The 23,329-nt window shown below is 41.3% G+C and carries 18 protein-coding genes; 12 read left to right on the forward strand and 6 right to left on the reverse strand.

The window, feature by feature from the left end; all coding sequences use genetic code 11:
- Nucleotides 1–2 precede the first annotated feature (2 nt).
- Nucleotides 3–1,094, reverse strand: a complete 1,092-nt coding sequence (locus tag B1A85_RS19480) for an ABC transporter ATP-binding protein (RefSeq protein ID WP_104548400.1) — start codon at nucleotides 1,092–1,094, stop codon at nucleotides 3–5.
- Between the two features lie 791 nt (nucleotides 1,095–1,885).
- Here B1A85_RS19480 and hepA point away from each other — a divergent pair.
- The 6 genes from hepA to B1A85_RS19510 all read left to right on the forward strand — a co-directional run bounded on the left by hepA (nucleotide 1,886) and on the right by B1A85_RS19510 (nucleotide 8,860).
- Nucleotides 1,886–3,736: a heterocyst formation ABC transporter subunit HepA gene (hepA, locus tag B1A85_RS19485; RefSeq protein ID WP_104548401.1), complete on the forward strand. Its 1,851-nt coding sequence runs from the start codon at nucleotides 1,886–1,888 to the stop codon at nucleotides 3,734–3,736.
- Nucleotides 3,737–3,767: 31 nt separating this feature from the next.
- Entirely contained in the window at nucleotides 3,768–4,682 is a 915-nt protein-coding gene (locus B1A85_RS19490) for a glycosyltransferase (RefSeq protein WP_104548402.1), read from the forward strand.
- Nucleotides 4,683–4,714: 32 nt separating this feature from the next.
- Nucleotides 4,715–5,779: a glycosyltransferase family A protein gene (locus B1A85_RS19495; RefSeq protein WP_104548403.1), complete on the forward strand. Its 1,065-nt coding sequence runs from the start codon at nucleotides 4,715–4,717 to the stop codon at nucleotides 5,777–5,779.
- A gap of 38 nt (nucleotides 5,780–5,817) precedes the next feature.
- A complete protein-coding gene (locus B1A85_RS19500; protein ID WP_104548404.1) occupies nucleotides 5,818–7,053 on the forward strand; it encodes a glycosyltransferase family 4 protein in 1,236 nt (411 codons plus the stop codon).
- A 228-nt stretch (nucleotides 7,054–7,281) separates the two neighbouring features.
- Complete coding sequence (locus B1A85_RS19505) at nucleotides 7,282–8,070, forward strand: sulfotransferase domain-containing protein (RefSeq protein ID WP_104548405.1); 789 nt, start codon at nucleotides 7,282–7,284, stop codon at nucleotides 8,068–8,070.
- A 235-nt stretch (nucleotides 8,071–8,305) separates the two neighbouring features.
- Entirely contained in the window at nucleotides 8,306–8,860 is a 555-nt protein-coding gene (locus tag B1A85_RS19510; protein WP_104548406.1) for a hypothetical protein, read from the forward strand.
- 5 nt (nucleotides 8,861–8,865) lie between these two features.
- On the opposite strand, the gene cobO is transcribed toward B1A85_RS19510, so the two are convergent.
- Entirely contained in the window at nucleotides 8,866–9,543 is a 678-nt protein-coding gene (gene cobO / locus B1A85_RS19515) for a cob(I)yrinic acid a,c-diamide adenosyltransferase (protein WP_104548407.1), read from the reverse strand.
- 237 nt (nucleotides 9,544–9,780) lie between these two features.
- Between cobO and B1A85_RS19520 the strand changes: the two genes are divergently transcribed.
- On the forward strand, nucleotides 9,781–10,302 hold the full coding sequence (locus B1A85_RS19520) for an O-acetyl-ADP-ribose deacetylase (RefSeq protein ID WP_104548408.1): 522 nt from the start codon (nucleotides 9,781–9,783) through the stop codon (nucleotides 10,300–10,302).
- Nucleotides 10,303–10,342: 40 nt separating this feature from the next.
- Nucleotides 10,343–11,458, forward strand: a complete 1,116-nt coding sequence (gene speY / locus B1A85_RS19525; protein ID WP_104548409.1) for a deoxyhypusine synthase — start codon at nucleotides 10,343–10,345, stop codon at nucleotides 11,456–11,458.
- A gap of 304 nt (nucleotides 11,459–11,762) precedes the next feature.
- Here the strand turns inward: speY and B1A85_RS19530 are convergent, their stop codons facing one another.
- The 3 genes from B1A85_RS19530 to patD all read right to left on the reverse strand — a co-directional run bounded on the left by B1A85_RS19530 (nucleotide 11,763) and on the right by patD (nucleotide 15,465).
- A complete protein-coding gene (locus tag B1A85_RS19530; protein ID WP_104548410.1) occupies nucleotides 11,763–12,806 on the reverse strand; it encodes a fatty acid desaturase in 1,044 nt (347 codons plus the stop codon).
- Nucleotides 12,807–13,069: 263 nt separating this feature from the next.
- Nucleotides 13,070–14,719 carry an ABC transporter ATP-binding protein gene (locus B1A85_RS19535; RefSeq protein WP_104548411.1) on the reverse strand — a complete coding sequence of 550 codons (1,650 nt, stop codon included), beginning with the start codon at nucleotides 14,717–14,719 and terminating at the stop codon, nucleotides 13,070–13,072.
- Between the two features lie 380 nt (nucleotides 14,720–15,099).
- Complete coding sequence (patD, locus tag B1A85_RS19540) at nucleotides 15,100–15,465, reverse strand: heterocyst frequency control protein PatD (protein WP_104548412.1); 366 nt, start codon at nucleotides 15,463–15,465, stop codon at nucleotides 15,100–15,102.
- A gap of 292 nt (nucleotides 15,466–15,757) precedes the next feature.
- Between patD and B1A85_RS19545 the strand changes: the two genes are divergently transcribed.
- The gene (locus B1A85_RS19545; protein WP_104548413.1) at nucleotides 15,758–18,046 is read left to right on the forward strand and encodes a bifunctional (p)ppGpp synthetase/guanosine-3',5'-bis(diphosphate) 3'-pyrophosphohydrolase; all 2,289 of its coding nucleotides are present in this window, start codon (nucleotides 15,758–15,760) and stop codon (nucleotides 18,044–18,046) included.
- A gap of 6 nt (nucleotides 18,047–18,052) precedes the next feature.
- Here the strand turns inward: B1A85_RS19545 and B1A85_RS24880 are convergent, their stop codons facing one another.
- Nucleotides 18,053–18,604: a hypothetical protein gene (locus B1A85_RS24880; RefSeq protein ID WP_210404604.1), complete on the reverse strand. Its 552-nt coding sequence runs from the start codon at nucleotides 18,602–18,604 to the stop codon at nucleotides 18,053–18,055.
- 312 nt (nucleotides 18,605–18,916) lie between these two features.
- On the opposite strand from B1A85_RS24880, the gene B1A85_RS19555 reads away from it, so the two are divergent.
- The 3 genes from B1A85_RS19555 to B1A85_RS19570 all read left to right on the forward strand — a co-directional run bounded on the left by B1A85_RS19555 (nucleotide 18,917) and on the right by B1A85_RS19570 (nucleotide 23,251).
- Nucleotides 18,917–19,510, forward strand: a complete 594-nt coding sequence (locus B1A85_RS19555) for a calcium-binding protein (protein WP_104548414.1) — start codon at nucleotides 18,917–18,919, stop codon at nucleotides 19,508–19,510.
- Between the two features lie 737 nt (nucleotides 19,511–20,247).
- Nucleotides 20,248–22,395: a calcium-binding protein gene (locus B1A85_RS25830; RefSeq protein ID WP_104548416.1), complete on the forward strand. Its 2,148-nt coding sequence runs from the start codon at nucleotides 20,248–20,250 to the stop codon at nucleotides 22,393–22,395.
- A gap of 121 nt (nucleotides 22,396–22,516) precedes the next feature.
- On the forward strand, nucleotides 22,517–23,251 hold the full coding sequence (locus B1A85_RS19570; protein WP_104548417.1) for a peptidylprolyl isomerase: 735 nt from the start codon (nucleotides 22,517–22,519) through the stop codon (nucleotides 23,249–23,251).
- The last annotated feature ends 78 nt before the right edge of the window (nucleotides 23,252–23,329 follow it).

Consider the following 23,329-nt stretch of genomic DNA (forward strand, 5'->3'; position numbering starts at 1 on the left):
CGCTAAGGATACAAGCGATCGCCTGTCGTCGAATCAAAGATAAATAGCTGGTTCAAATCAAGCTCTAGGGATAAGCGATCGCCTACGTGTAAACGGATTGCACCCGCCTGTTGAATATTGACTTGTAAGCTCGAATTGAGTAAATTTGCGCGAATTAAAGTTTCTCGCCCTAACGGTTCTACTACCTTGACTTCAACCATTAAAGCCGTAACTTCATTTCTTTGCGATCCGTTAATAAATAAATCTTCTGGACGAATTCCCAAATCTACCGCTTGTCCCTCAACGAAGTGTAAGGTATCGCGAACCTGCAGCGGGCAAGGAATGATTTGACTTTCGACTACAAAGCTTCCATTTTTGTACTTCGCAGGTAGAATATTCATTGGTGGATTGCCTAAGAAAGTCGCTACCATGCGATTCGCGGGTTGAGCGTAAACGCTTTGTGGTTCTCCGATTTGTTGAATTCTACCTTGGTTGAGAACAACGACGCGGTCTGCTAAAGTCATTGCTTCAACTTGATCGTGCGTGACATAAATTGTCGTAATCCCCAAATTTTGATGCAACTGTTTTAATTCAGCACGGGTATCGTCGCGTAGCTGCGCATCTAAGTTAGATAAAGGTTCATCGAATAAAAATACTTGCGCTTCGCGGGCGATCGCGCGTCCTAAGGCGACGCGTTGTTGTTGTCCTCCAGATAATTGCTTGGGTTTTCGTTCTAAAAGATGTTCGAGGGCTAGCGATCGCGCAACAGTTTCCACTCGCTGGCGAATGATTTTCTTGTCAACTTTGCGCATTTGCAACCCAAAAGCCATATTTTCTGCGACTGTCATGTGCGGGTAAAGCGCATAATTTTGAAATACCATCGCCACATCGCGCTGACGTGCAGGGATATTGTTAACAAGCACATCTCCAATGTACAAATTCCCGCTTGTTGCTGTTTCTAGCCCGGCGATCGTCCTTAAAATGGTAGATTTACCACATCCTGACGGTCCGACAAGTACCCAAAATTCTCCGTCAGGAACCTCAAAAGTAATATCCTCGATTGCAGTGACGTTATTGAACTTGCGTTTGATATTTTCTAGACGAACCTTAGCCATGACACCATTCCTGGCTGCTTTTATTCAAAGCGTAGATACAAACAAGCTACACGATAATTTCGGGAACTTTCTAGAAAGATTTGTATCTTGTACAAGCAAAACTACTTTGTATTGTTACCACAACTATCTCAACCAAGATTTAGTAACTAATCTAACAGAAATATTGTTGCTCAAAGTTGTTCTTATCAGAATTACCCTACATGCGGGCAGTAGATAACAGCGCATCTTACCTCATCGTCTTCTTCTTTTTAAGATTTCCTTCATTGACTTATTGTCGTACACACAAATGTTAAATAGTTTTCAGCAGAAACTTAAAGCCATATGCGTACTTTAGCTATATTATCTATCTAGTATTAGCTAAGTTCTTCTTGAGATGCACTCGCGCGTGTTAACTACAGCACGCAATACTTAACGCTTTTGGAGATAATGCTCGCCTTCTCTGGTCGGCAGTTGAGACAAAGCTTGTATAGAACATTTTTGCCAAATTCAGCAGTAAGACCTGCTTTGGTGATGGTCATCTCCTGGCATTTCTAATTTGTATAATATACTACATTGCACCTAGGAAAGAACGATGATATATTGTCTGTAATTAAAAAATTGTTAACAATAGCGGTGCTGGGAGTGTTTCCCAAACAGTTATGCCTCAACCTCCTACCCCAACCTGACAATGCCAACGCAATTATTTATGATATTTTTTTCGCATAGCTGCTTGTTTTGACAAAGAATACAATGTCATTCAAAAAGTCAACATAACGCTGCTTCCTAACTTTAATTCTATTACGATACAAGTAATGAACTCTAAAATTTCGCGATTATTTCATCAACTATTAAGTGCTACAAAAATCTGGCAAGAAAACTACTTTTTGATTAGAGAGTTTCGCCACTTTCGAGGAATTGCAATTTTAGCAATTGTTTTTACTATAGTTGCTGCGATTTTTGAAGGTATCGGGGTAGGATTTATTCTATCTTTTTTGCAAAACTTAACAGATCCTCAGGCTCAACCAATCCGCACAGGTATCGACTGGTTTGACATTTGGGTTTTGGGAGTTAATGCTCCTGTTACTGAACGAGTGTATCGAGTTTGTGCATTAATTTTATTGACGACTCTGGTTCGCTCTCTATTTACTTATTTAGGACGTCTCTACACGCAAATTACGCAATTTAAATTAGTCTACTATTTGCGAAAGCGAGTTTTTGAGTTATTTCAGTCACTTAGCCTAAAGTATTTTGCCAAGACCAGATCGGGAGGACTAGTACACAGCATCACAACCGAGATAATGCAAATTATGCAGGCTTTTAATTTCGTCTCGGTAATTCTTACGAAATTTACGATTCTATTCGTATATATTGTTTCCATGGTCTTACTGTCTTGGCAGCTGACAGTTATTTCGATACTGCTTTTTAGTTTAGTTTCAGCAGGGATTTCATCGCTTTTGGGACGCGTACGCGAAGCAAGCTTTGAAAGGACAAGAGCCGGTAAGTGGTACACGTCAGTTTCACTCGAATATATTAACGGAATTCGTACAGTTCAAGCTTTTGCAGCATACAACTTTGAACGCAAAAGATTTGATGAAGCGAATTCTAACTTTCTCAAAGCTACGACCAAAGCTGTCTCTATTACATCGATTGTCGAGCCACTTTCCGAAGGAGTTGCAACAGCAATTTTAGTTGGAATACTATTGTTTGCTTTTGTCGTTTTAATTCCTAACGGTCAATTACAAGCATCTTCACTACTCACTTTTCTCTTTGTCTTACTGCGAATTATGCCTTTAAGGCGGCAAATTGACGGAGCACGAGTCCAATTAAATAATTTTCAAGGATCGCTGAGTAATATTAGAGAACTGCTTTACCAAGATGACAAACCCTTTTTTCATAATGGCAATCGACGATTTGTGGGATTGAAGGAAAAAATTGAGTTTGTTAATGTTGATTTCGGCTACGACTCAGATGAAATTGTTTTACACGACATCAATTTAACAATTGAAAAAGGAAAGATGACAGCCCTAGTCGGAGCATCTGGCGCGGGTAAGAGTACTTTGGCAGATTTAATTCCCAGGTTCTACGATCCTACTCATGGCAAAGTGCTAATTGATGGTATTGACTTGCGAGAATTTGACGTTCACTCGCTGCGCAATAAGCTTGCGGTGGTAAGTCAAGACACTTACATTTTTAATACCTCGGTGCGTGACAATATTGCGTATGCCTTGGAAGAAGTAGAAGATGCAGCAGTAATTGAAGCAGCAAAGCTGGCAAATGCATTAGAGTTTATTCAAGATTTACCGCAAGGTTTCGATACTCAACTAGGCGATCGCGGCGTGCGCTTATCAGGAGGACAACGCCAGCGAATTGCAATTGCAAGAGCCTTATTACGCAATCCAGAAATTTTGATCCTGGATGAAGCCACTAGTGCATTAGACTCAGTCTCTGAGCGCTTGATTCAACAGTCGTTAGAAAAGCTAGCGGTCGGAAGAACAGTGATTGCGATCGCACACCGTCTCTCAACAATTGTGCGGGCTGACAAAGTAGTTGTTTTAGAACAAGGTCGTATCGTCGAGCAAGGAGGATATCAAGAATTACTAGACAAACGCGGTAAACTCTGGAAGTACCATCAAATTCAACATGAATTAAGTCAAGCAGGTTGAGCGAAGCGGATGCGCATAGATTTTAAGGAATATGCCAATAATCTCAGTCATTATTCCAGCATTCAATGCTGAAAAAACTATTGAAGAGACCGTCAAATCTGTCTTAAATCAAACTTTTTCAGATTTTGAGTTGATCGTCATTAATGATGGTTCTACAGACCGAACATTAGATATTATCAATAACATTAAAGATGCCCGCATAAAAACTTTTTCCTACCCCAACTCAGGTTGCGTAGCGGCGAGCCGCAATCGAGGTTTTACTCATGCAGTAGGCGAGTTCATTGCTTTTTTAGACGCAGACGATCTATGGAAACCAGAAAAACTAGAAGCACAATTAGCGGCTTTACAAGCAAATCCACAAGCAGCAGTTGCCTACAGTTGGGTCGATCGCATTGATGAAAATAATCAGTTTTTAGCTAAGGGAAGTCGTGTCAATATTAATGGTAATGTTTATGCAGAAATTTTGGTAAGTAACTTCTTAGATAACGGTTCTAATCCTCTAATTCGTAGAGAAGCTTTTCAAGCAGTCAAAGGTTTTGATGAAACACTACTACATGCAGAAGATCAAGATTTATACATAAAATTAGCGGCTCGATATGATTTTGTCGTTGTCCCGCATCCGCATATTTTATATCGCGTTTCTGCCAATTCAAAATCAGCAAATGTCGTCCGCATGGAAGGGCATATTTTAAAAGTTATTGAGCAAGCTTTTCAGCAGGCGCCTGCATCGTTACAGCATCTCAAAAAAGAAAGTATATCTCGGTTGTACAGACATTTAACAGTCCGCGCGCTTGATGGACTCTCAGGAAGACAAAGAGGATTGAAAGCTGCAACATTTTTTTGGAAGTCAGTCGTTAACGATCCGCATTTGTTTCAAGAGTTAAAATTTAAGCGGAGATTATTTAAAAAAGTTTTACTCGCTAATTTCTTGCCTGCCCAAAAATGAAATATCTCTTAATTTTACAATAAGCTACCTATATGCCTAAAGTTAGTGTTTTAATGAGTGTCTACAATGGAGAAATTTATCTTCAAGGCGCAATAGAAAGTATTCTTAAGCAAACTTTTCAAGATTTTGAATTTCTTATCATAAACGATGGCTCAAAAGACAGCACGCCGCAAATTCTGAGCGAGCATGCAGCAAAAGACCCTCGGATCGTCGTCATTCATAATGAAACAAATATCGGTTTAGATCGTTCCTTAAATAAAGGAATTGAACGCGCTTGCGGAGAATATCTTGCGCGCATCGATGCTGACGATCTATCTTTACCAGAACGCTTACAGCAACAAGTCGCTTTTTTAGATGCACATACAGAGATCGGCGCTGTTGGAACCGCGGTAGAGATTATCGATGAACGTGGCGTTTCTGTTGGTAAAGAGTATCCTCCCGTAAAACCCGAAAGCGTAAAGGTTTCTTTGCTGATCAATAATTATTTACATCATTGTTCAATGATGCTACGCACGCACTTGGTGCGGCAAGTCGGTGGATATGACGAAACAAAGCGTTATGTTGAAGACTACGATCTATGGTGGCGTCTGAGTCGAGTGTCAGGAGTTGCAAATCTACCTGATGTTTTGTCACAGCGACGCTATAGCGGAAAAAGCATTACTTGGACGAATCGTCAAGCTATGTTGAACGCAGCTTTGGGAATTTCTCTCAATGCAGTGCAAGAAAGTCTGCAAGCTCAACTAGATGAAGAAAGCTACAAGCGCTTTTGGTGGAGTTATCACTCTCAACGAGAAAATTTGCACGTTGAATCTGCTTTACGCAGCCACGATATCGCAAAACTCAAACCATTCTGGCAATTCCTGTCGACTTGTACAGCAGGCTCTGAATTTTGGGGACCGCGTCTGCGAACTTTAGCTTACAACCTACTGCGGCGAAAGCATACCCTCGAAGGTCTGCAACTTTTGTGGATTGCAACACATCAATTGAAAACACCTATGTTGTGGCGCTCGACACTCAAGAGCTTGATTAAACCGTATATTCCAGAAGTAGGACAGCAAATTTGGAGAAACCAGCAGTTGAAACAAAGTGGTAACTAATTAACCTTTCCAGAATTTGATTGCAATTAACTGCGTCTATGAAAGTATTACACATCAATCAATCAGATGTTGTGGGTGGGGCTGCGATCGCCGGGACTCGATTGCATCAAGGTTTGCTGTCACAAGGAATTGATTCGTATCTACTAGTAGGAAAAGCTCAAACATTTAGCGATCGCATCGCGATAACGCCTAAAAAAAACCGCATTGAACACAAACTACGCGATTATTTTGCGAAACCACTTGGGCTGACTTATTTGAATATACTAAGTTCCTTTAATATTCCGAAGTCAGATATTTTTAAGAGTGCAGATATTATTAACTTTCATAACCTCCACACTGGGTATTTTAATTATTTAGCGATTCCTTCTTTAACAGCAAATAAACCAGCAGTTTGGACGCTGCATGATATGTGGAGTTTTACAGGACATTGTAGTTATAGCTATGACTGCGATCGCTGGAAAATAGGCTGTGGTCGATGTCCTTATCCTCAGGTTTATCCAAAAATTCAACGCGATAATACTCGCATTGAATGGAAGCTCAAAGATTGGACGTACAGTCGTTCTGATTTAACAATTGTGACTCTTAGTCATTGGCTAACTGCACAAGTTAAACAAAGTATTCTCAAGCGCTTTCCCATCTACCATATTCCCAATGGAATTGATACAACACTTTATCAGCCTTTAGATCCTGATTGGTGTAAACAACAACTAGGTTTACCAAAAGGAAAAAAAGTCCTCATGTTTGGAGCAGCAAGTCTCCAAGACTCGCGTAAAGGTGGAGATTTATTACTTCAAGCACTGCAAAAATTACCTGCATCGCTGAAATCGGAAATCGTACTTCTAACCTTTGGCGGTGGAGAAGATACTATCGCGCAAACTGTAGCTATGCCAGCAATTAACCTAGGATATATAGACAGCGATCGCCTCAAAGCAGTTGCTTATTCAGCTGCCGATCTGTTCATTTTTCCTACTCGTGCTGATAATCTGCCACTGGTACTGCAAGAAAGTATGGCATGTGGCACACCTATGGTTTCTTGTAAAGTTGGTGGCGTTCCCGATCTCGTCCGTCCTGGAGTCACAGGTTACCTAGCTATACCTGAAGACCCACAAGATTTATCAGTTGGTATAACACAACTTTTAGAAGATGATACTTTACGTGAAAAAATGAGTCAAAACTGCCGAAAAATTACTCTTGAGGAATACTCTTTAGAACTCCAGGTTCAGCGTTATATAGATTTATACTCGCATTTAATTCAGAATTTTAAATACGATTGATGTCTAACCCTATAATATAAAAGTATCGTGACAAACTTTTATCGATTACAATTTAACAATTATTAAAACAAAATATGGTAACCTACTTAATTTATCAGCGTTTATTTTTAATTCAAAAAATAAATATAGCTTTAATAAAATCCCTCAGATATTACATAAATTAGTCAATAAATTTACTATTCAGTCTTCTTTTGTTTTATTTTGTACGTCTTCGCTGATAATTTAAGTATGAAACGGCTCAAATCACAAATTAAAACTTTAATCCACGGCAAATACTATAACAATAAAGGGCTATTTCCTAGAATTAGTTCTGACGAAACATACCTCATGTCTTTTCCGCGATCGGGAAACACCTGGATGAGACATTTAATTACTTGTTTAATTCACGATCGAGAAGACTACGGAGACTTTGTCAAAATTACCGTCCCTGATATTCATCGATATCGAGAAGATGGAGAAAAAAAGCCTACAACAAAACCATTAATTGTTAAAAGCCACGTACCATTTGTCGATATACCAGCAAAAGTAATTTATTTGGTACGCGATGGCAGAGAGGCAATGTTATCTTACTTCTATCTTAAAGTAAAAGAAGGCGAAATTAGTCCAGATGCTTCGCCTGTTGATTTTTATTTTAAAGAAGATATCTGGCCTTGTCCTTGGCACGTTCATATTGCGGGTTGGCTTGACGGGCTGGCTCGATGGTCACCTGAGCGTTATAAAATTATCCGTTATGAGGATTTAGTTAAGTCGCCTGCAGAACATTTATTTGCAGTTGCTGAGTTTATTGGTATACCTGTAACACAGCAAAGTGTACAAAGAGCTATAGAACTCAACAAAAAAACAAGACTCAAACATATTGAATCAAGAGATCATAAAGGTAGATTGAATAGTGTTGTTGGTTTAGATAAACAAGTTAAATGGCAAGATATTCTTTTAGATGAGGATCTTGCTCGATACGAAGCTTTAGCTGGCGCAGAACTGAAACGACTTGGCTATCCTACGAAAACTATACCGTAACGATATGACAGTACGCGGTATGAATGTGCCTTCATAATTGGTGGGATGCATAAAATGAAGTGACAATCTTCTACTTAGGTTGTCATTTTTTTTACTGAATAACTGTTGCGTTTTATTAAATTCACAAAAAAATGTAACCTCTGAAAGAAAACATTTCATAACTAATTAGTTATCCTGAGAAATAGATAAGTAATTTATTTAAACCTAAATGAAATGTTATAAGTTTCTTTCAAGAATGCTGCATCTGGTTACAGTAACGGCACTCGGTTTCACGGCTATTGTCGCTGAGTGGAAAGCTGTACCAAACTATAATATGGCATCAGCTATAGCACCTGAAACGCAGTTCAAAGCTCACCAAAAAGATTTTTCAAGTATTTTAAAAGGTAAGTTACCCGAAAAAGATGGGATATATCTCTACAGCAGTGCGCCAGCACCACAACAAATAGGACAAGAGTATTTAGTGTTTGAACTACACCAAGGTCAGGTGATTGGGGCGTTCTATTTACCTTATTCTGAATTTAGCTGCTTTGTAGGTCGTATCAACTCGCATGAGCTGGCTTTGACGATTGCAAACGCGCCCGATCTTCCTTCTGATTCAGATACAGCAACACAACAAGAACCACGACAAGTGGCTGCTGCTGGTACTACACCACGCATTGGTGAAAGCTATCATCCTATTGCCTACCCGTACTCGGTAACCTTGCAAGACTACTATCAACTTGCTGAAGTTAGTGCAAGCGATCGCCAAATCTTACAAACCTGTAAAGACTACTATTCTCAAAATCATTAACCTTACTAAAACTCAATACCAGGCTGTGCTTTTACGCCTTGTTCGCGAAACGGATGCTTAATGAGAGTCATCTCTGTAACTAAATCTGCACGTTCAATCAAGTCGGCTGGTGCGCCTCTTCCAGTTAAAATAACGTGCGAATCCTGAGGTTTTTGCTCGATTCCTGCTAGAACTTCTACAATATCTAGATATCCTAACTTTAGCGCTACATTTACTTCGTCCAGAAGCACTAACTTAAATACCGGATTGCGGATATAATTTAAAGCCGTTTTCCACGCTTCACGTGCTTTTTGGATGTCGCGTTCTCGATTTTGGGTTTCCCAGGTAAAGCCTTCACCCATTGCATGAAACATTAGTTGATCTTTCCACTGACTGAGAACTGCTTTTTCTGCAGGTTCCCAAGCGCCTTTAATAAATTGAATAATGGCTACTTTATATCCATGACCCAGCGATCGCAATACCATTCCTAACGCCGCCGTTGTTTTTCCCTTACCATTACCTGTGTTAACAATAATTAAACCTTTTTCTTGTGATGCTTGCGCGACTCGCTTTTGTTGTACTTCTTTGCGTCGCTGCATTTTGCGTTGATACTGTTCTTCTGTTAGTGATGAAGCCGTTGCTTCTTGATTCAATCGTTCGGCTTCTACATCTGGATTTAAGTTTGTGGAAGTATTAGCTGTCATTCGATTAAATAGTTAAAGCTATATTTGTGATTTCTTTATTAATAATAAATATACCACAAAGGCTTAATTCAATAAAATTAAATATCATTGTTTATAATTTTATCGATTTTTATAATATTAGTTTTTTCTTTTTTATTGACTAAAATAAATGTAGCACGCTAAAAATTCACCTCTTATTTCTTATTAAAATAATTAGTTTTATATTAATACAAATTCAATTTGAAACCAGAAATTGATATGAATCAGCAAATTAACGTCATCATCGGAGATATTACGCAACAAAATGTTGATGCAATCGTCAACGCTGCCAATAACTCGCTGTTAGGTGGTGGTGGCGTAGATGGGGCAATTCACCGTGCAGCAGGACCTGAATTACTTAAAGAATGTCGCCAACTTCAAGGTTGTGCAACAGGAGAAGCCAAAATTACCAAAGGCTACAATCTTCCAGCCAAATGGGTTATTCATACCGTAGGTCCAGTGTGGCGAGGCGGACGTCAAGGCGAAGATGAACTACTTGCGCGATGTTACCGCAATAGCTTGATGCTAGCTGTAGAATATCAAATTCAAACAATTGCATTTCCCGCCATTAGCACAGGAGCTTATGGATTTCCTGTAGATCGTGCTTCCCGAATTGCGGTAAGTGAAATTCAGCAATTTCTCCACAAGAATTATACTCTTGAACAAGTGATTTTAGTTTGCTTCAGTCAAGATGCAGGCGATCGCTACCTTCGTGCCCTCCAACAAATTGCTAAAACCTAGCTACATTAGATCGGGGCGATCTATCAATAGGAGTGAATTCATGGCAATACCTAGCAAAAAAATTACGCCAGTGCCGATACCATCAGATATTGGCGTCGTAGAATTAATTGATAACTACTTCACCGCGTACAACTCAGCACGACTGCGGGAAATTTGTCAATTACTTAGCCGCGAAATTTTACGCGAGGGTGTCACTGTAGGCATGAGTATATCAGGTGCGATGACTCCCGCCGGTTTTGGAGTTTCAGCACTTGCACCACTTATTCGTCACGGCTTTATTGATTGGATGATTAGTACAGGGGCTAATCTTTACCACGATCTGCATTATGGCTTAGGAATGAAGCTGTATAGCAGCAGTCCTTTTTTAGATGACGTTAAACTCCGCGAGCAAGGTACAATCCGCATATATGACATTATTTTTGATTATGATGTCCTGCTCGAAACCGACGCTTTCATCCGCAAAATTCTCCAAGCCGAACCGTTTCAAAAGCGTATGGGAACCGCCGAGTTCCACAACTTGCTAGGTAAATACGTCCGCGAAATCGAAAAACAAGTTGGCGTAGAGCATTCCTGTTTATTAGCAACAGCTTACGAATGTGGCGTTCCGATCTATACTTCTTCTCCTGGCGATAGTTCAATTGGGATGAACGTCGCAGCACTGGCTTTATCAGGGTCAAAAATGACGATCGACCCATCAATCGATGTCAATGAAACTGCGGCGATCGCCTACTGCGCGCGCGAATCTGGTATTCCTGATGTTGAAGGAAAAAGCGCAGCTGTGATTATCGGTGGTGGTAGCCCAAAAAACTTCTTGTTGCAAACGCAACCGCAACTTCATGAAGTCTTAGGTTTAGAAGAACGCGGACACGATTATTTTATTCAAGTTACTGATGCGCGCCCTGATACGGGTGGACTTTCCGGCGCAACTCCGAGTGAAGCCGTTAGCTGGGGTAAAGTTGACCCTGATGAGTTACCAAGTACGCTAGTTTGCTATACCGACAGCACGATCGCCTTACCCATCATCACCGCCTACGTAATGAGCCAATGTCAGCCGCGTCCGTTGAAGCGCTTGTACGATCGCCGCGAGGAAATGTACAGTAAACTCCAGGACGACTATCAGCAAGCACAATTAGTCAGTGCAAGTCGTCATGACTAGTAAATAACAAATGGTTCGAGTTAGCATTAGTTTACTTACTTACCAAGGATAAAAAGACAGCAAAACTGCATTTTTGGACTTCAAGAGCGCTAATTTCCATCCTTTTAAGGAGCAGCCACGTTTCACTGCTCCTGCTTTGCTTACACATCAGTTTGCCATTTAGTTTTTGAGTAGAAAGCTGTATAGTTCATAACAAGTTCTACAGATTAATTACCTAACCAAGGAAAGAATTTCATAACGGCATAAATAATTACGAAAGGAAAGGATAACCAAGATGGCTATCCCACAGTTTAGTTAAGTTAACTTACCGATTGATGCCATGATAATCCTGAAAAGATTGATAGAAATTTTCTGGTTCGTATAGATAACATTCATCAGTAATCTGCTGCATTAAAGACCAAGAAAATTGCGATTCTTTATGGAGATAATCTGCCCAATTTTCTTTTAAGCTGCTGTACGCTAAGCGCAAATTATACGAAGGAATAGCAGTAGAAATGTGATGCGGAACGTGAACATTAATATCGTGGCAGAGAAACTCAATCCAGCGTGGATAGTTGCAGTGAATTGTACCGGATAATTGGGCTGTAGCTGCATTCCAATCACTTGCTGCATGGAAAGGAACATCAGACACTGTGTGATGAACCAGCGTAAACGTACTCATCCAGAAATGGTAGACTAGCCACGGCATCAGCCAAAATTTCACAAAGCCCCAGATTCCAGTCGTTGCGATTAAAACTGGAAACGCGATCGCCGCAAATATCGCGACAACCAGTACTGATAGTTTGACTTTCTCGCAGTTTTTTCCCGAAAATTGTGACAGGTCAAAGTGTAAAAATGCCCAGTGTGCGATCGAGCCTAACCACCAACATCGACCGCGTACTAAGCGATAACCCCATTGGGTAAATTTATCAGAACTCGCAAAAACTTCAGGACGAAACGGTTGCCAAGCGTTGTCTATATCGAGTTTATTTGTATGTAAGTGGTGGTGATTGTGCAGTAACCGCCAACTATGAAACGGGTAAATCAACGGCAACATCAAGATATGTCCAACAAGATCGTTTACCCAACGGCGTTTTGCAAATGAGCGATGTCCGCAGTCATGCGCAATCACAAAAAAACCGGTTAGTGCTGTACCGGTAAAAATCCAAAATAGAGGTAGTGTAAACCAAGGTGCGATCGCGATACCGGCGTAACCTAAACCAACTAACAAAACACTTGTTGTTAGTCTTAACCAAGCCTTACGTCGGTTCTGCTGAAAACATTCTTTTGGTAAAGTCTTGAGAATATCTTTAAGGCGAATTGTCTGTTCATTGGTTGGAATCGAACGCGGTGTTGTTAATGTAGTCATGAATACCTAAACAAAGTGTGCCACATCGCTGCCAAACTCCTTAGCAAAGAACTTGCTGTTAAGTTTTGTAAAAGAAGCGCTTTGAGATTATACCAGTGTTAAGCAAACGCTAGAACACTGTAGTTCTACTCATTTGGAAAGAATTTATTGAAGGCGTACTGAGAAAAATTCGCTTGACAATTTGCTATTTTTATGCATGAAAAATAGTTCGGTCGAGTTAGTGACTCGTAGTTAGTGATGAGTGGTTAGCAACTAGCAACGCCTTAAGTTTTTGCAAGCATTGGTGCAGCTTGGAGTAAAGTTTGCGTGTAAGCATGTTTCGGGTGACGAAAAATATCGCGTGTAAGACCAATTTCAACAATTTGACCTGCATTCATCACCGCAATGCGATCGCATAAAAATTTAGCAACCCAAAGGTCGTGCGTAATGAATAAATACGTCAAATCAAACTCGCGCTTCAATTCCAACATCAAATCTAAAACTTGCGCTTGGACGCTAGCGTCTAGCATACTTACTGGTTCGTCGCAAATGATTAATTTGGGATGCGTAATCAACGCCCGCGCGATCGCGACTCGTTGCTGCTGTCCGCCAGAAAGGTCACTGGGGTATCGTTCGTAATACTCGGTTGCGGGATTCAAGCCAACGCGTTCGAGCATTTGCAACACTTGTTTTTTCGCGGAAGTCGGATCGGCTAAGTTGTGGATCAACAGCGGATCGGCGATACTTTGTCCCACTGTCATCGCTGGATTGAGACAGGCGTGCGGATCTTGAAACACCATTTGCATTTGTCGCCTAAAAGAACGCAATTCGGCTTTTGGTAATGCAGTGATATCGGTTCCTTGTAGCTCTACCTTACCCGCCGTTGGGCGAATCAACTGCAAAATTGTACGTGACAGCGTACTTTTACCACACCCCGACTCGCCGACTAATCCTAAAATTTCTCCTTGATACAACTCTAAACTGACGCCATCAACTGCTTTAATAGTCTGATTTTTTCCGTGCAAGAGTCGTTCGATAAAATTACTTTCTAGAGAATAATATTGTTTTAAATTCGTGATGCGCAGAAGGGGTGATTGATAATGGGTAATTGGTAATTGGTCATTTACCTTACTATCTCCGGCTTGGAGGTGTAATGCGGCTTTGAGAAGAGAACGCGTATATTCGTGCTGGGGATCGCGAAAAACCGCTTTTGCAGTTCCGACTTCAACAAGTTTTCCGCCGTACATTACGCCAATGCGATCGCAGTATTCCCCGACTAAGGCTAAATCGTGCGAAATCAACAATAGCGCCATGTCGCGATCGCGGCATAATCGAGTTAATTCTTGCAGTATCTGCGCCGCTACTGTCACATCTAAACTCGTCGTCGGTTCATCCGCAACAATCAACTTGGGATTGAGTAATAACGCTAGTGCAATAGCAACTCGTTGACGCATTCCCCCGCTAAATTCATGCGGATACTGACTCCAGCGACTTGCAGGAATTTTGACAGCTTCGAGGGTTGCGATCGCAGTTTCTTTGGCTTGGCGCTGTGATAAATGTGGCTGATGCGCTTTTAGCGTTTCAATACAGTGATCCCCGATCGTCATCAACGGATCGAGGCGTGTCATCGGATCTTGAAAAATTAACGCGACAGCTTCCCCGCGAAATTTTCGCAGTTGTACAGGAGTAAAATCAAAAACCGATTTTCCCTCAAATGTGACTTTACCTTCAATTTGCGTCGATGCTGGTAATAACCGCATCGCGGCGCGCCCCAGCGTTGACTTTCCACAACCGGATTCTCCTACTAATCCCAGTCTTTCACCGCGACTGAGTGTTAAAGACACATCATCAACAGCCCATTGTAATTGCTGCGTTGCGTAGCGTTGCGGATAAGCAACTTTGAGATTTTCAATACAAAATAAGGCTTCGCTCATAAGGGTATTTTGCAATAAACTGTTGCTGCGATATGAGTGATGTGTCACAGGCATAATTACATAAATGTCAGCCCGGCGATCGCTAATGATATTAGGTAAATATTTTTGCACCTCATCCAGCACATTTAACAAAGAAAAAGCGATGCTGATTAAAGTGTCATTTGCCCTCCTAACCCTGTGAATAAAAGTTTCATTCTTATCTCCTTCCCAATTTTGGAAAAAGTGAGGCGGGAGAACTGAACCTTTTAAAGTCCTCTTCTCGTGAGGAGTTGAACAAGCTACTCATTAATATGCACGCAAAAGGTTTTCTCGCACTGTTTATGTCAGAATTTCCAAACATTTGCGGGTATTTTGATGGCAAGTGCTCATCTAACGACCAACTATTCACTCACCTCTAACAAACCATTGCAATAATTGATTAAAGTTTGAATTCTGGTACAAATTTGTGCTTTTCGGGCTATAAGTGTCGCTGCTTGTCGCGCTGCTTGCAAAAAGCTAATATCAACACCTAATAGCCTGAGTTGTTTATCGATTTCTGTGTTGTACGAGCGTACGCGCGATGCGGCACTAGCTGCTAGACTGCTCGTATCTTTAGTCAAGATTTGCTGCCGAAATAGCTGTTGTGCTTGCTCAAAGACTTGACGCAGTTCAGCCACGTCTGGCTGGGCGCTACTAGCATTTGCTTGTAGTTGGTCTAGAAGCGCAGCAAATTCCTGATAACTCTGATAATGAAAATTAGATAACATTCAGTAACTTCTTACGATATTATTAATGTAAAGAATTTTGTCCTGTAGCATAAACTCTGTTTCAGAGCGAAAGCTTACTCATGCTTATCTACGAGTTTGAGTGAATTGTGCAATTTTTGGAAAGTTTAATATTTTTCGCAGATACTACTAAGCACAATCTACGCGATGATAATTTTACTCGATAAATTTATTAATAAATGCCTCGTTATCTCAACCCTCTTTGCATAAATGGTGGAATCTTCCACACAGATCTTACCTAACACATTTACCATCCGTATTGCCGCCCGATCCTATGAACGCTGCTGTTTCAACCGCTACTCATACTACCTCTCCCGTCGCCTTTGACGTCGAGCTTCCCGAATGGCTGCAAAAGTGTTTAATTGCAGCACCACAGGATAGCCATCAACCTTCAGAGCAAGACAATAGTCTGATTTGTCGGGCTTTCAGCTTTGCGTACGATCTACATCAAGGTCAATACCGCAAATCAGGCGAACCTTACATTTGTCATCCTGTGGCTGTCGCCGGTTTGTTACGCGATCTCGGTGGTGGTAGTGCGATGATTGCTGCAGGATTCCTTCACGATGTTGTTGAAGATACGGATGTTTCCATTGAGGAAATCGAACAGCGCTTTGGTGGTGAGGTACGTCAGTTAGTTGAGGGAGTAACGAAGCTTTCTGAATTTTCACAGAAGTTCTCTAGCAAAACGGAGCGCCAAGCTGAAAATTTTCGCCGGATGTTCTTGGCAATGGCAAAAGATATCCGCGTGATTGTGGTGAAACTTGCGGATCGCCTGCACAATATGCGAACCTTAGAACATCTAGCACCCGAAAAACAGCGGCGAATTGCCTTAGAAACACGCGAAATTTTTGCACCATTAGCAAATCGGTTAGGAATTGGGCGCTTTAAGTGGGAATTAGAAGATTTAGCGTTTAAATATCTAGAACCCGATGCGTATCGGCAAATTCAAGACTTAGTAGCTGAAAAACGCGTCAATCGAGAAGCTAGACTTACGCGCGTTATCGACGTATTGAAAGCGCGGATGGAGCAAGCTGAAATTAAATGCATCGATATCAGCGGTCGTCCGAAGCACCTCTATGGAATCTACCAGAAAATGCAGCGGCAACAAAAAGAATTTCACGAAATTTACGACATCGCTGCGATTCGGATCATTGTCAATACCAAAGAAGAATGCTATCGCGCTTTAGCCGAAGTTCACGATGCATTCAAACCAATCCCAGGTCGATTCAAAGACTACATCGGCTTACCAAAGCCTAACCGCTATCAATCTTTGCATACAGCCGTTGTCGGTTTTACTGGACGTCCATTAGAAGTCCAAATCCGCACGCTGGAAATGCACCATGTCGCCGAGTACGGAATTGCAGCGCACTGGAAGTACAAGGAAACAGGAAGTTCAAGCCACAGTCAATTAAAGGCGAGTGAGGAAAAATTTACCTGGTTGCGGCAAATCCTCGAATGGCAAAATGATTTGAAAGATGTCAACGACGCGCAAGAATATCTTGATAGCGTCAAAGATAACTTGTTTGAAGACGACGTTTATGTTTTTACCCCGAAAGGTGATGTCGTTTCGCTAACCGCAGGCGCAACACCTGTTGATTTTGCCTATCGCATTCACACCGAGGTAGGAAACCATTGTTGTGGAGCGCGCGTTAATGAACGAATGGTAACGCTTGACACGCCATTAAAAAACGGCGATATCGTAGAAATTCTGACACAAAAAAATAGCCATCCGAGTCTAGATTGGCTCAACTTTGTGGTGACGACTGGAGCAAAAAACCGCATTCGTCAGTGGTACAAGCGATCGCACCGCGAAGAAAATATTGCACGGGGACGCGAGTTGCTCGAAAAAGAACTTGGGAAAACAGGTTTTGAAGCACTGCTCAAATCAGAACCGATGCAAGCTGTCGCCGAAAAATGTAACTACCATAGCGTCGAAGATCTCTTAGCGGCGTTGGGTTACGGTGAAATTACATTAAATCTCGTTCTGAATCGTTGGCGCGAAATTATCAAAGCCCAACAACCGATCGCGCCAACGGCGGATGTCACTGTTTTACCGTCTTCTACCAAAACACCTAAAGAACCGCTACCAAGTTCGCGATCCAATTCCCCGATCGCTGGCGTCGAAGGCTTGCTATATCACTTGGCAAAGTGTTGTACGCCGATTCCAGGCGAACCGATCATTGGCGTTGTGACACGCAATAGTCGCGGTATTTCGATTCACCGTCAAGGATGCCACAATGTCGAGAATATCGAAGGCGATCGCTTAATTCCTGTTAGCTGGAATCATAACAACTCCGAAAGAAGTCGCCCGCAAACCTACACCGTCAATATCCAAATCGAAGCAATCGATCGCGTGGGAATTCTTAAAGATGTTCTCTCACGCCTCAGCGATCAAGGAATTAACGTGCGTAACGCCCAAGTGAAAACATCCGACGGTCAACCTGCTTTGATGGAATTGGGAATAGATGTCCGCGATCGCACCCAGCTCGAACAAGTTTTTGCACAGATCAAAAAAATGAGTGACATTATCAATCTACGCCGCATCGGTCAGGCTGAAGATTAACTTAGACTAACAATTCATAAATTGCGCGTAGCGTTTAGTTTTGACTTGATGAATCGAGACGTTATCGCCTTCAGAGGCTTTGCGTGCTGAGCGATATTCTGTATTTGATATTGGGCAACTTTTGCTAGGTGTGGGTAATACTGTCAACGAACATTCGCTACATTGTTTGATAATATCAATCGCGACTGATTGCTGATGTGATGCTAAATCATCAGTGTTGTTGTGCAATAGTTTAGAATTGCAAGCTTGTCTATCTTTTAATTTATTGTTATTTACTGCAACTGTACTGCATTGCTTTGCTAATATACGCGGAGAGTGTCTTCTAATAACTGAGCGAAAATTACTTTTTGTGACTTCTTCGGCAAAAGCTTGCGAAAGTAAACTCCACAATTTATAACCAACGTTTTTAATATAATTTGCTTCATATCCATAGCTTTCTGCGATTTCTGGATATGTTTTACCTTCCCAAGATTGTCGTAAAACTAACTCTTGTACATTACTTAAATAAATATTTTCTAAAGCTGCATCTACGACAAGTAATGCTTGTTCAATATCCATTATTCAACAAAACAGCAATATTAATAGTACTTTATTTTGCTTCTTAGCTTACCTGCAGATTTACAGTCATCAGATCAGTGAGTTCACCGATTTTTCTTCAAGTTTGCCAAAGTTTTTCATGAAGTGTGACTTTAAGTGACTTTAAGTGACAGACAAAAATCGGTAGATACACTTAAATTTGATTGAGATGCACGTGAAAACAAATCTGCATCAGCGTATCGACTAAGTTCTCTCTGAGAAAATACGTAAAACATTCACAAAATCTATAGTTGGATTTCGTATCGAAAACTAGAAAATATGAGGAAAATGAGTATGGCAACGTTCCACGGCACCGATCGAGCTGACTATCTATTAGGTTCATCATCTAATGACATTATCTATGGCTACAAAGGTGACGATACCCTAGTAGGGGATGCTGGAAACGATATTCTCTATGGTGGTAGAGGTGATGACTACCTTGATGGTGGTTCCGGTAACGATATCCTGCGGGGTGGTGCTGGTAATGACACGCTATACGGTGGTATTGGTAATGACACTTTAATCGGTGGTACTGGTGATGACTACCTCATTGGCTTTGCCGGTAATAACCATCTCAGAGGCGGTCAAGGTGACGATACCCTCGAAAGTGGTATCGGGAATGATACCCTCACTGGTGGTGCAGGTGCAGATGTCTTTATCTTAAATAACCCTTCTGCATTCGCAACGATTCAAGACTTCGATGGAACGCAAGGAGATATGATTGTTGCCAGCTTTGTGGGCTTTTATGACGGTACATTCACTTATAACAGTAGTAGTGGCGCGCTACTTTATAGCGAAGTAATCGGTCATCAGGTTGTTGAACATCAAGTTGCTCAACTCCAACCTGGAACAATGTTTGATGTTGATACTCAATTAATGTTCTGGTAAACTATCTCTCTTAATCAAGACTTCCCCATCGCAGGGTGGGGATTTTTTAACGACATTCAGCGATCGCTCTTAATTGCCATTAAAAATTATAGGTATCAATTAAAACACATAATTATTTTCTGCCTTTTGGTAGATAGTATTTTACCATTTTTTCGTGAGTAAAATTATGAAATATTACTTAAATCAGATTAAGCTCGCGTTAACTCGATCAATTTATTATAAAACTTAAAAATTAAATTGCTTTTCATGAACTTTTCACAAAGTCTTTACAGAAATTTCATATAATTAAAGAATCAAAAGTAATACTTTAATATTTAGTCATCTGATAAAACGATTTACCTATCTTGAATGTGGAATAATCCACAACTAATTTAATCACTTTTAAAGTAGTTATTTATGAAACAATAGCGATTCTGTATTCGTCATCAATTTCGATATTCAGCGTCATCTCAAGTAAGTTTAGCATTTTTTTATACCAGTATTTATTTTCCCGTAAGGTAGCAATTCCTATAAAAAAGCTGATAGCAATAGATGCATGATTTGCAAGTATTTGTTGCCGGTAACAGTAGTTGTTGAAGGTCATTTTATTCAGAGTTTTTGCAGAAAAATCTGTATTAGCCCTGAAACATTTATAGAAAAAAATAAATCAAGGTGGAAAGTGCGAGTTTGACATGATGTTACCAAATCATCAATCAAATCTGCGCCGCAAGTGTGGTTGAGGTAAAGCAGGAGAAAATATGTCAATTATTCATGGTACGCGGAAACCCGATTTCATAAAAGGCACAGCGGGTGCAGACCGCATCTTCGGCTGGGCACCAGGCGATAATGCCATGAGTCCTTCGGGAAATGACACTTTGCTAGGTAATGCAGGTAACGATACGCTTTATGGCGGTACTGGCAATGATAGCTTAGTAGGTGGTGTCGGGCTAGATGTTATTTATGGCGGTACAGGAAATGACACGCTAAAAGGAGGTGATGGTAGCGATCGCCTCTACGGAGAAGCTGACAACGACTTACTCATCGGCGGTAAAGGCAACGACACCATTTATGGTGGCTTTGGTCAAGATACTTTATATGGTGGCGATGGTCGAGACCATCTTTTGGGTGGTGCAGGTAACGATAAGCTTTACGGTAACGCGGGCGATGATACCTTAGACGGTGGATACGGCAATAATACTTTAGTAGGTGGAATCGGTAACGACGTCTATATTATTGACAATGCTGGCGATGTTATCATCGAAAACGTCAATCCACTAGAAGTTTTTGATGAAAATTGGAATATAAAAATTGTAGATGCAGATATTGATACAGTCTATGCTTCGATTAATTATACTTTAGCTAATAATGTAGAGAACTTATTTCTTGTTGGTAATCAGCCGCTAAATGGCACAGGAAATTCTTTAGACAATTTTATAGTTGGCAACAACGCTAATAATAAACTTTACGGTAAAGCTGGGAATGACACGCTTGATGGTGGTCTAGGAAACAACACCTTAGTCGGCGGCATGGGTGATGATATTTACATTATTAACAGTACAAATGACGTTATTGTCGAGTTTTCAAATCAAGGTATTGATATTGTTTATTCTTCGATCAGTTACGTTCTCGGTGAAAATGTAGAGCATTTAGTTTTGCTCGATAACGGAACAGAGCAAGGGCTAATTGGTGTTGATAATCCTTTAATCACTACCACAACTACAAATAGTAACCGTACTCCTAGCTTTGCCGTAGGTAATGCTTTAAATAACGAAATTATTGGCAACGATGCTAACAACATACTGTATGGTGGTGGCGGTGCAGACTACCTTGATGGCGGAAGTGGCAGCGATACGTTAGTTGGTGGTACGGGCAATGACTATTACATTGTTGACAGCATTGAAGATTCAATAATCGAATTTGCAAATGAAGGCGTTGATTGGGTAGAGTCAACGGTCAATTACACCCTTGGCAATCATCTCGAAAACCTCGTGCTAGGTGGTGAAGATAACATCAACGGCACTGGAAATGCTCTCAACAATATCATCTACGGTAATAGCGGCAACAACGTATTATCCGGAGGGCTAGGTAATGACACCATTGACGCGAGTTTTGGTGACGATCGCCTTTACGGTAACGGCGGTAACGACTCGCTCAACGGTAGTGGGGGCGATGATTTGATCGCAGGTGGTGATGGCAATGATTCGCTCCAAGGTGGTGATGGCAATGACACGCTCTTTGGTGGCGCAGGTAACGACAAATTAGACGGCAGTTTTGGTGACGACAGCCTCGACGGTGGAATTGGCAACGATACACTCCAAGGCGGGTATGGTAACGATACGTTGCAAGGCGGCGAAGGCGATGACGTTTTGCGAGATATGGAGTTTGGTGGTGAAGCTAACTTTTTATTCGGTGGTGCAGGTAACGACACCTTAGAAGGCGGTGGTACGCTCAACGGCGGTGATGGGCACGATTCGCTCAGAGGCGGTTCTGATAATGACACGCTCATTGGTGGTGCAGGTAACGACACGCTGTTTGGCAGCTATGGTGACGATCTTCTGACTGGTGGCGCAGGGCGCGACGTATTTGGCTTTTACGAACCGTTCCAAGGTATCGATAAAATTACCGATTTTGTTGTAGGTGAAGATCGAATTGCTGTCTATGCGATCGCGCCTAATTCCGGCGTTGGTTTTGGCGTAAATGGTCAGTTGCATCGCGGAACGCACGTTAGTGCCGCCCAATTTACAATTGGTCAAGCCGCGTCGAACACCGAACAGCGATTTATCTATAACCGCAACACTGGCGCATTGTTTTTTGACGAAGATGGTACAGGTGCAGCGCAGAAAGTACAGTTTGCACTTTTACCAAAAGGTTTAGATATGACACACGCGGATATTTTCGTTTTGTAGTCTTTCGGCAGTGTAGTCATCAGCGGGCATATATTACTATGCCCCAAACCTAGTTAATTAATGGATGCTATTTACATCAAACTTTTGGGCAAACATCGAGGATGATTGTGTGAGCAGGATTATGCAAGCAAGTAGTAAAGACCAAGTCGATGCAGTTTTAGGTTTATTGAGCCGCTATCAACTTATGCCACAGTTAGCGCGCAACTTAATAATAGACGATGCGATCGCTGACATACCTTACACCGAGGAAGAACGCCAAGCAGCAATCGAAGCTTTTGAAGCACAACACCAAATTACTCCGACAACCCGTGCAGAGTGGCTCAAGCAGCAAGGCATGACTATTACGCAAATGCACGAACTGGCGTTACGACCTGTATTACTCGAAAAACACAAAACCACGGTTTGGGGACCTAAAGTAGATAATTATTTCTTAACCCGCAAAGCACACCTCGATCAGGTAGTATATTCTCTAATCCGAACGAAAGATATGGGGTTAGCCCAAGAAATTTACTTTCGGATTTTAGAAGGCGAACAATCGTTTGCCGAACTAGCCCGCGAATACTCGCAGGGTGCAGAAGCTAAAACTAGTGGGTTATTGGGACCTGTGCCTTTAGCACAGCCGCATCCTGCTATTAGTAAACTGCTATCTGTGAGTCAACCAGGACAACTGTGGGCACCGCGTCCTTTAGCTGAATGGGTGGTGATTATTCGTCTCGAAAAGTTGATTCCAGCCCAACTCGATAAATCGATGCGTCGTCGTTTACAAGATGAATTGTTTGAAAATTGGCTTGCGCAACAAATGCAACAAATTGATATAACGCAGTTTGTATCAGCAAGTTTACGCAATCGCAAGTAAAAATTGTGAAAAGCAAAAAAAATCTTTAATTAGGAATTGTGTATACAGCAGGTGTGGATACTTAATTAAATCAGCTGA

Origin of the sequence: Chroococcidiopsis sp. TS-821, assembly GCF_002939305.1 — a bacterium.
Lineage (GTDB): Bacteria > Cyanobacteriota > Cyanobacteriia > Cyanobacteriales > Chroococcidiopsidaceae > Chroogloeocystis.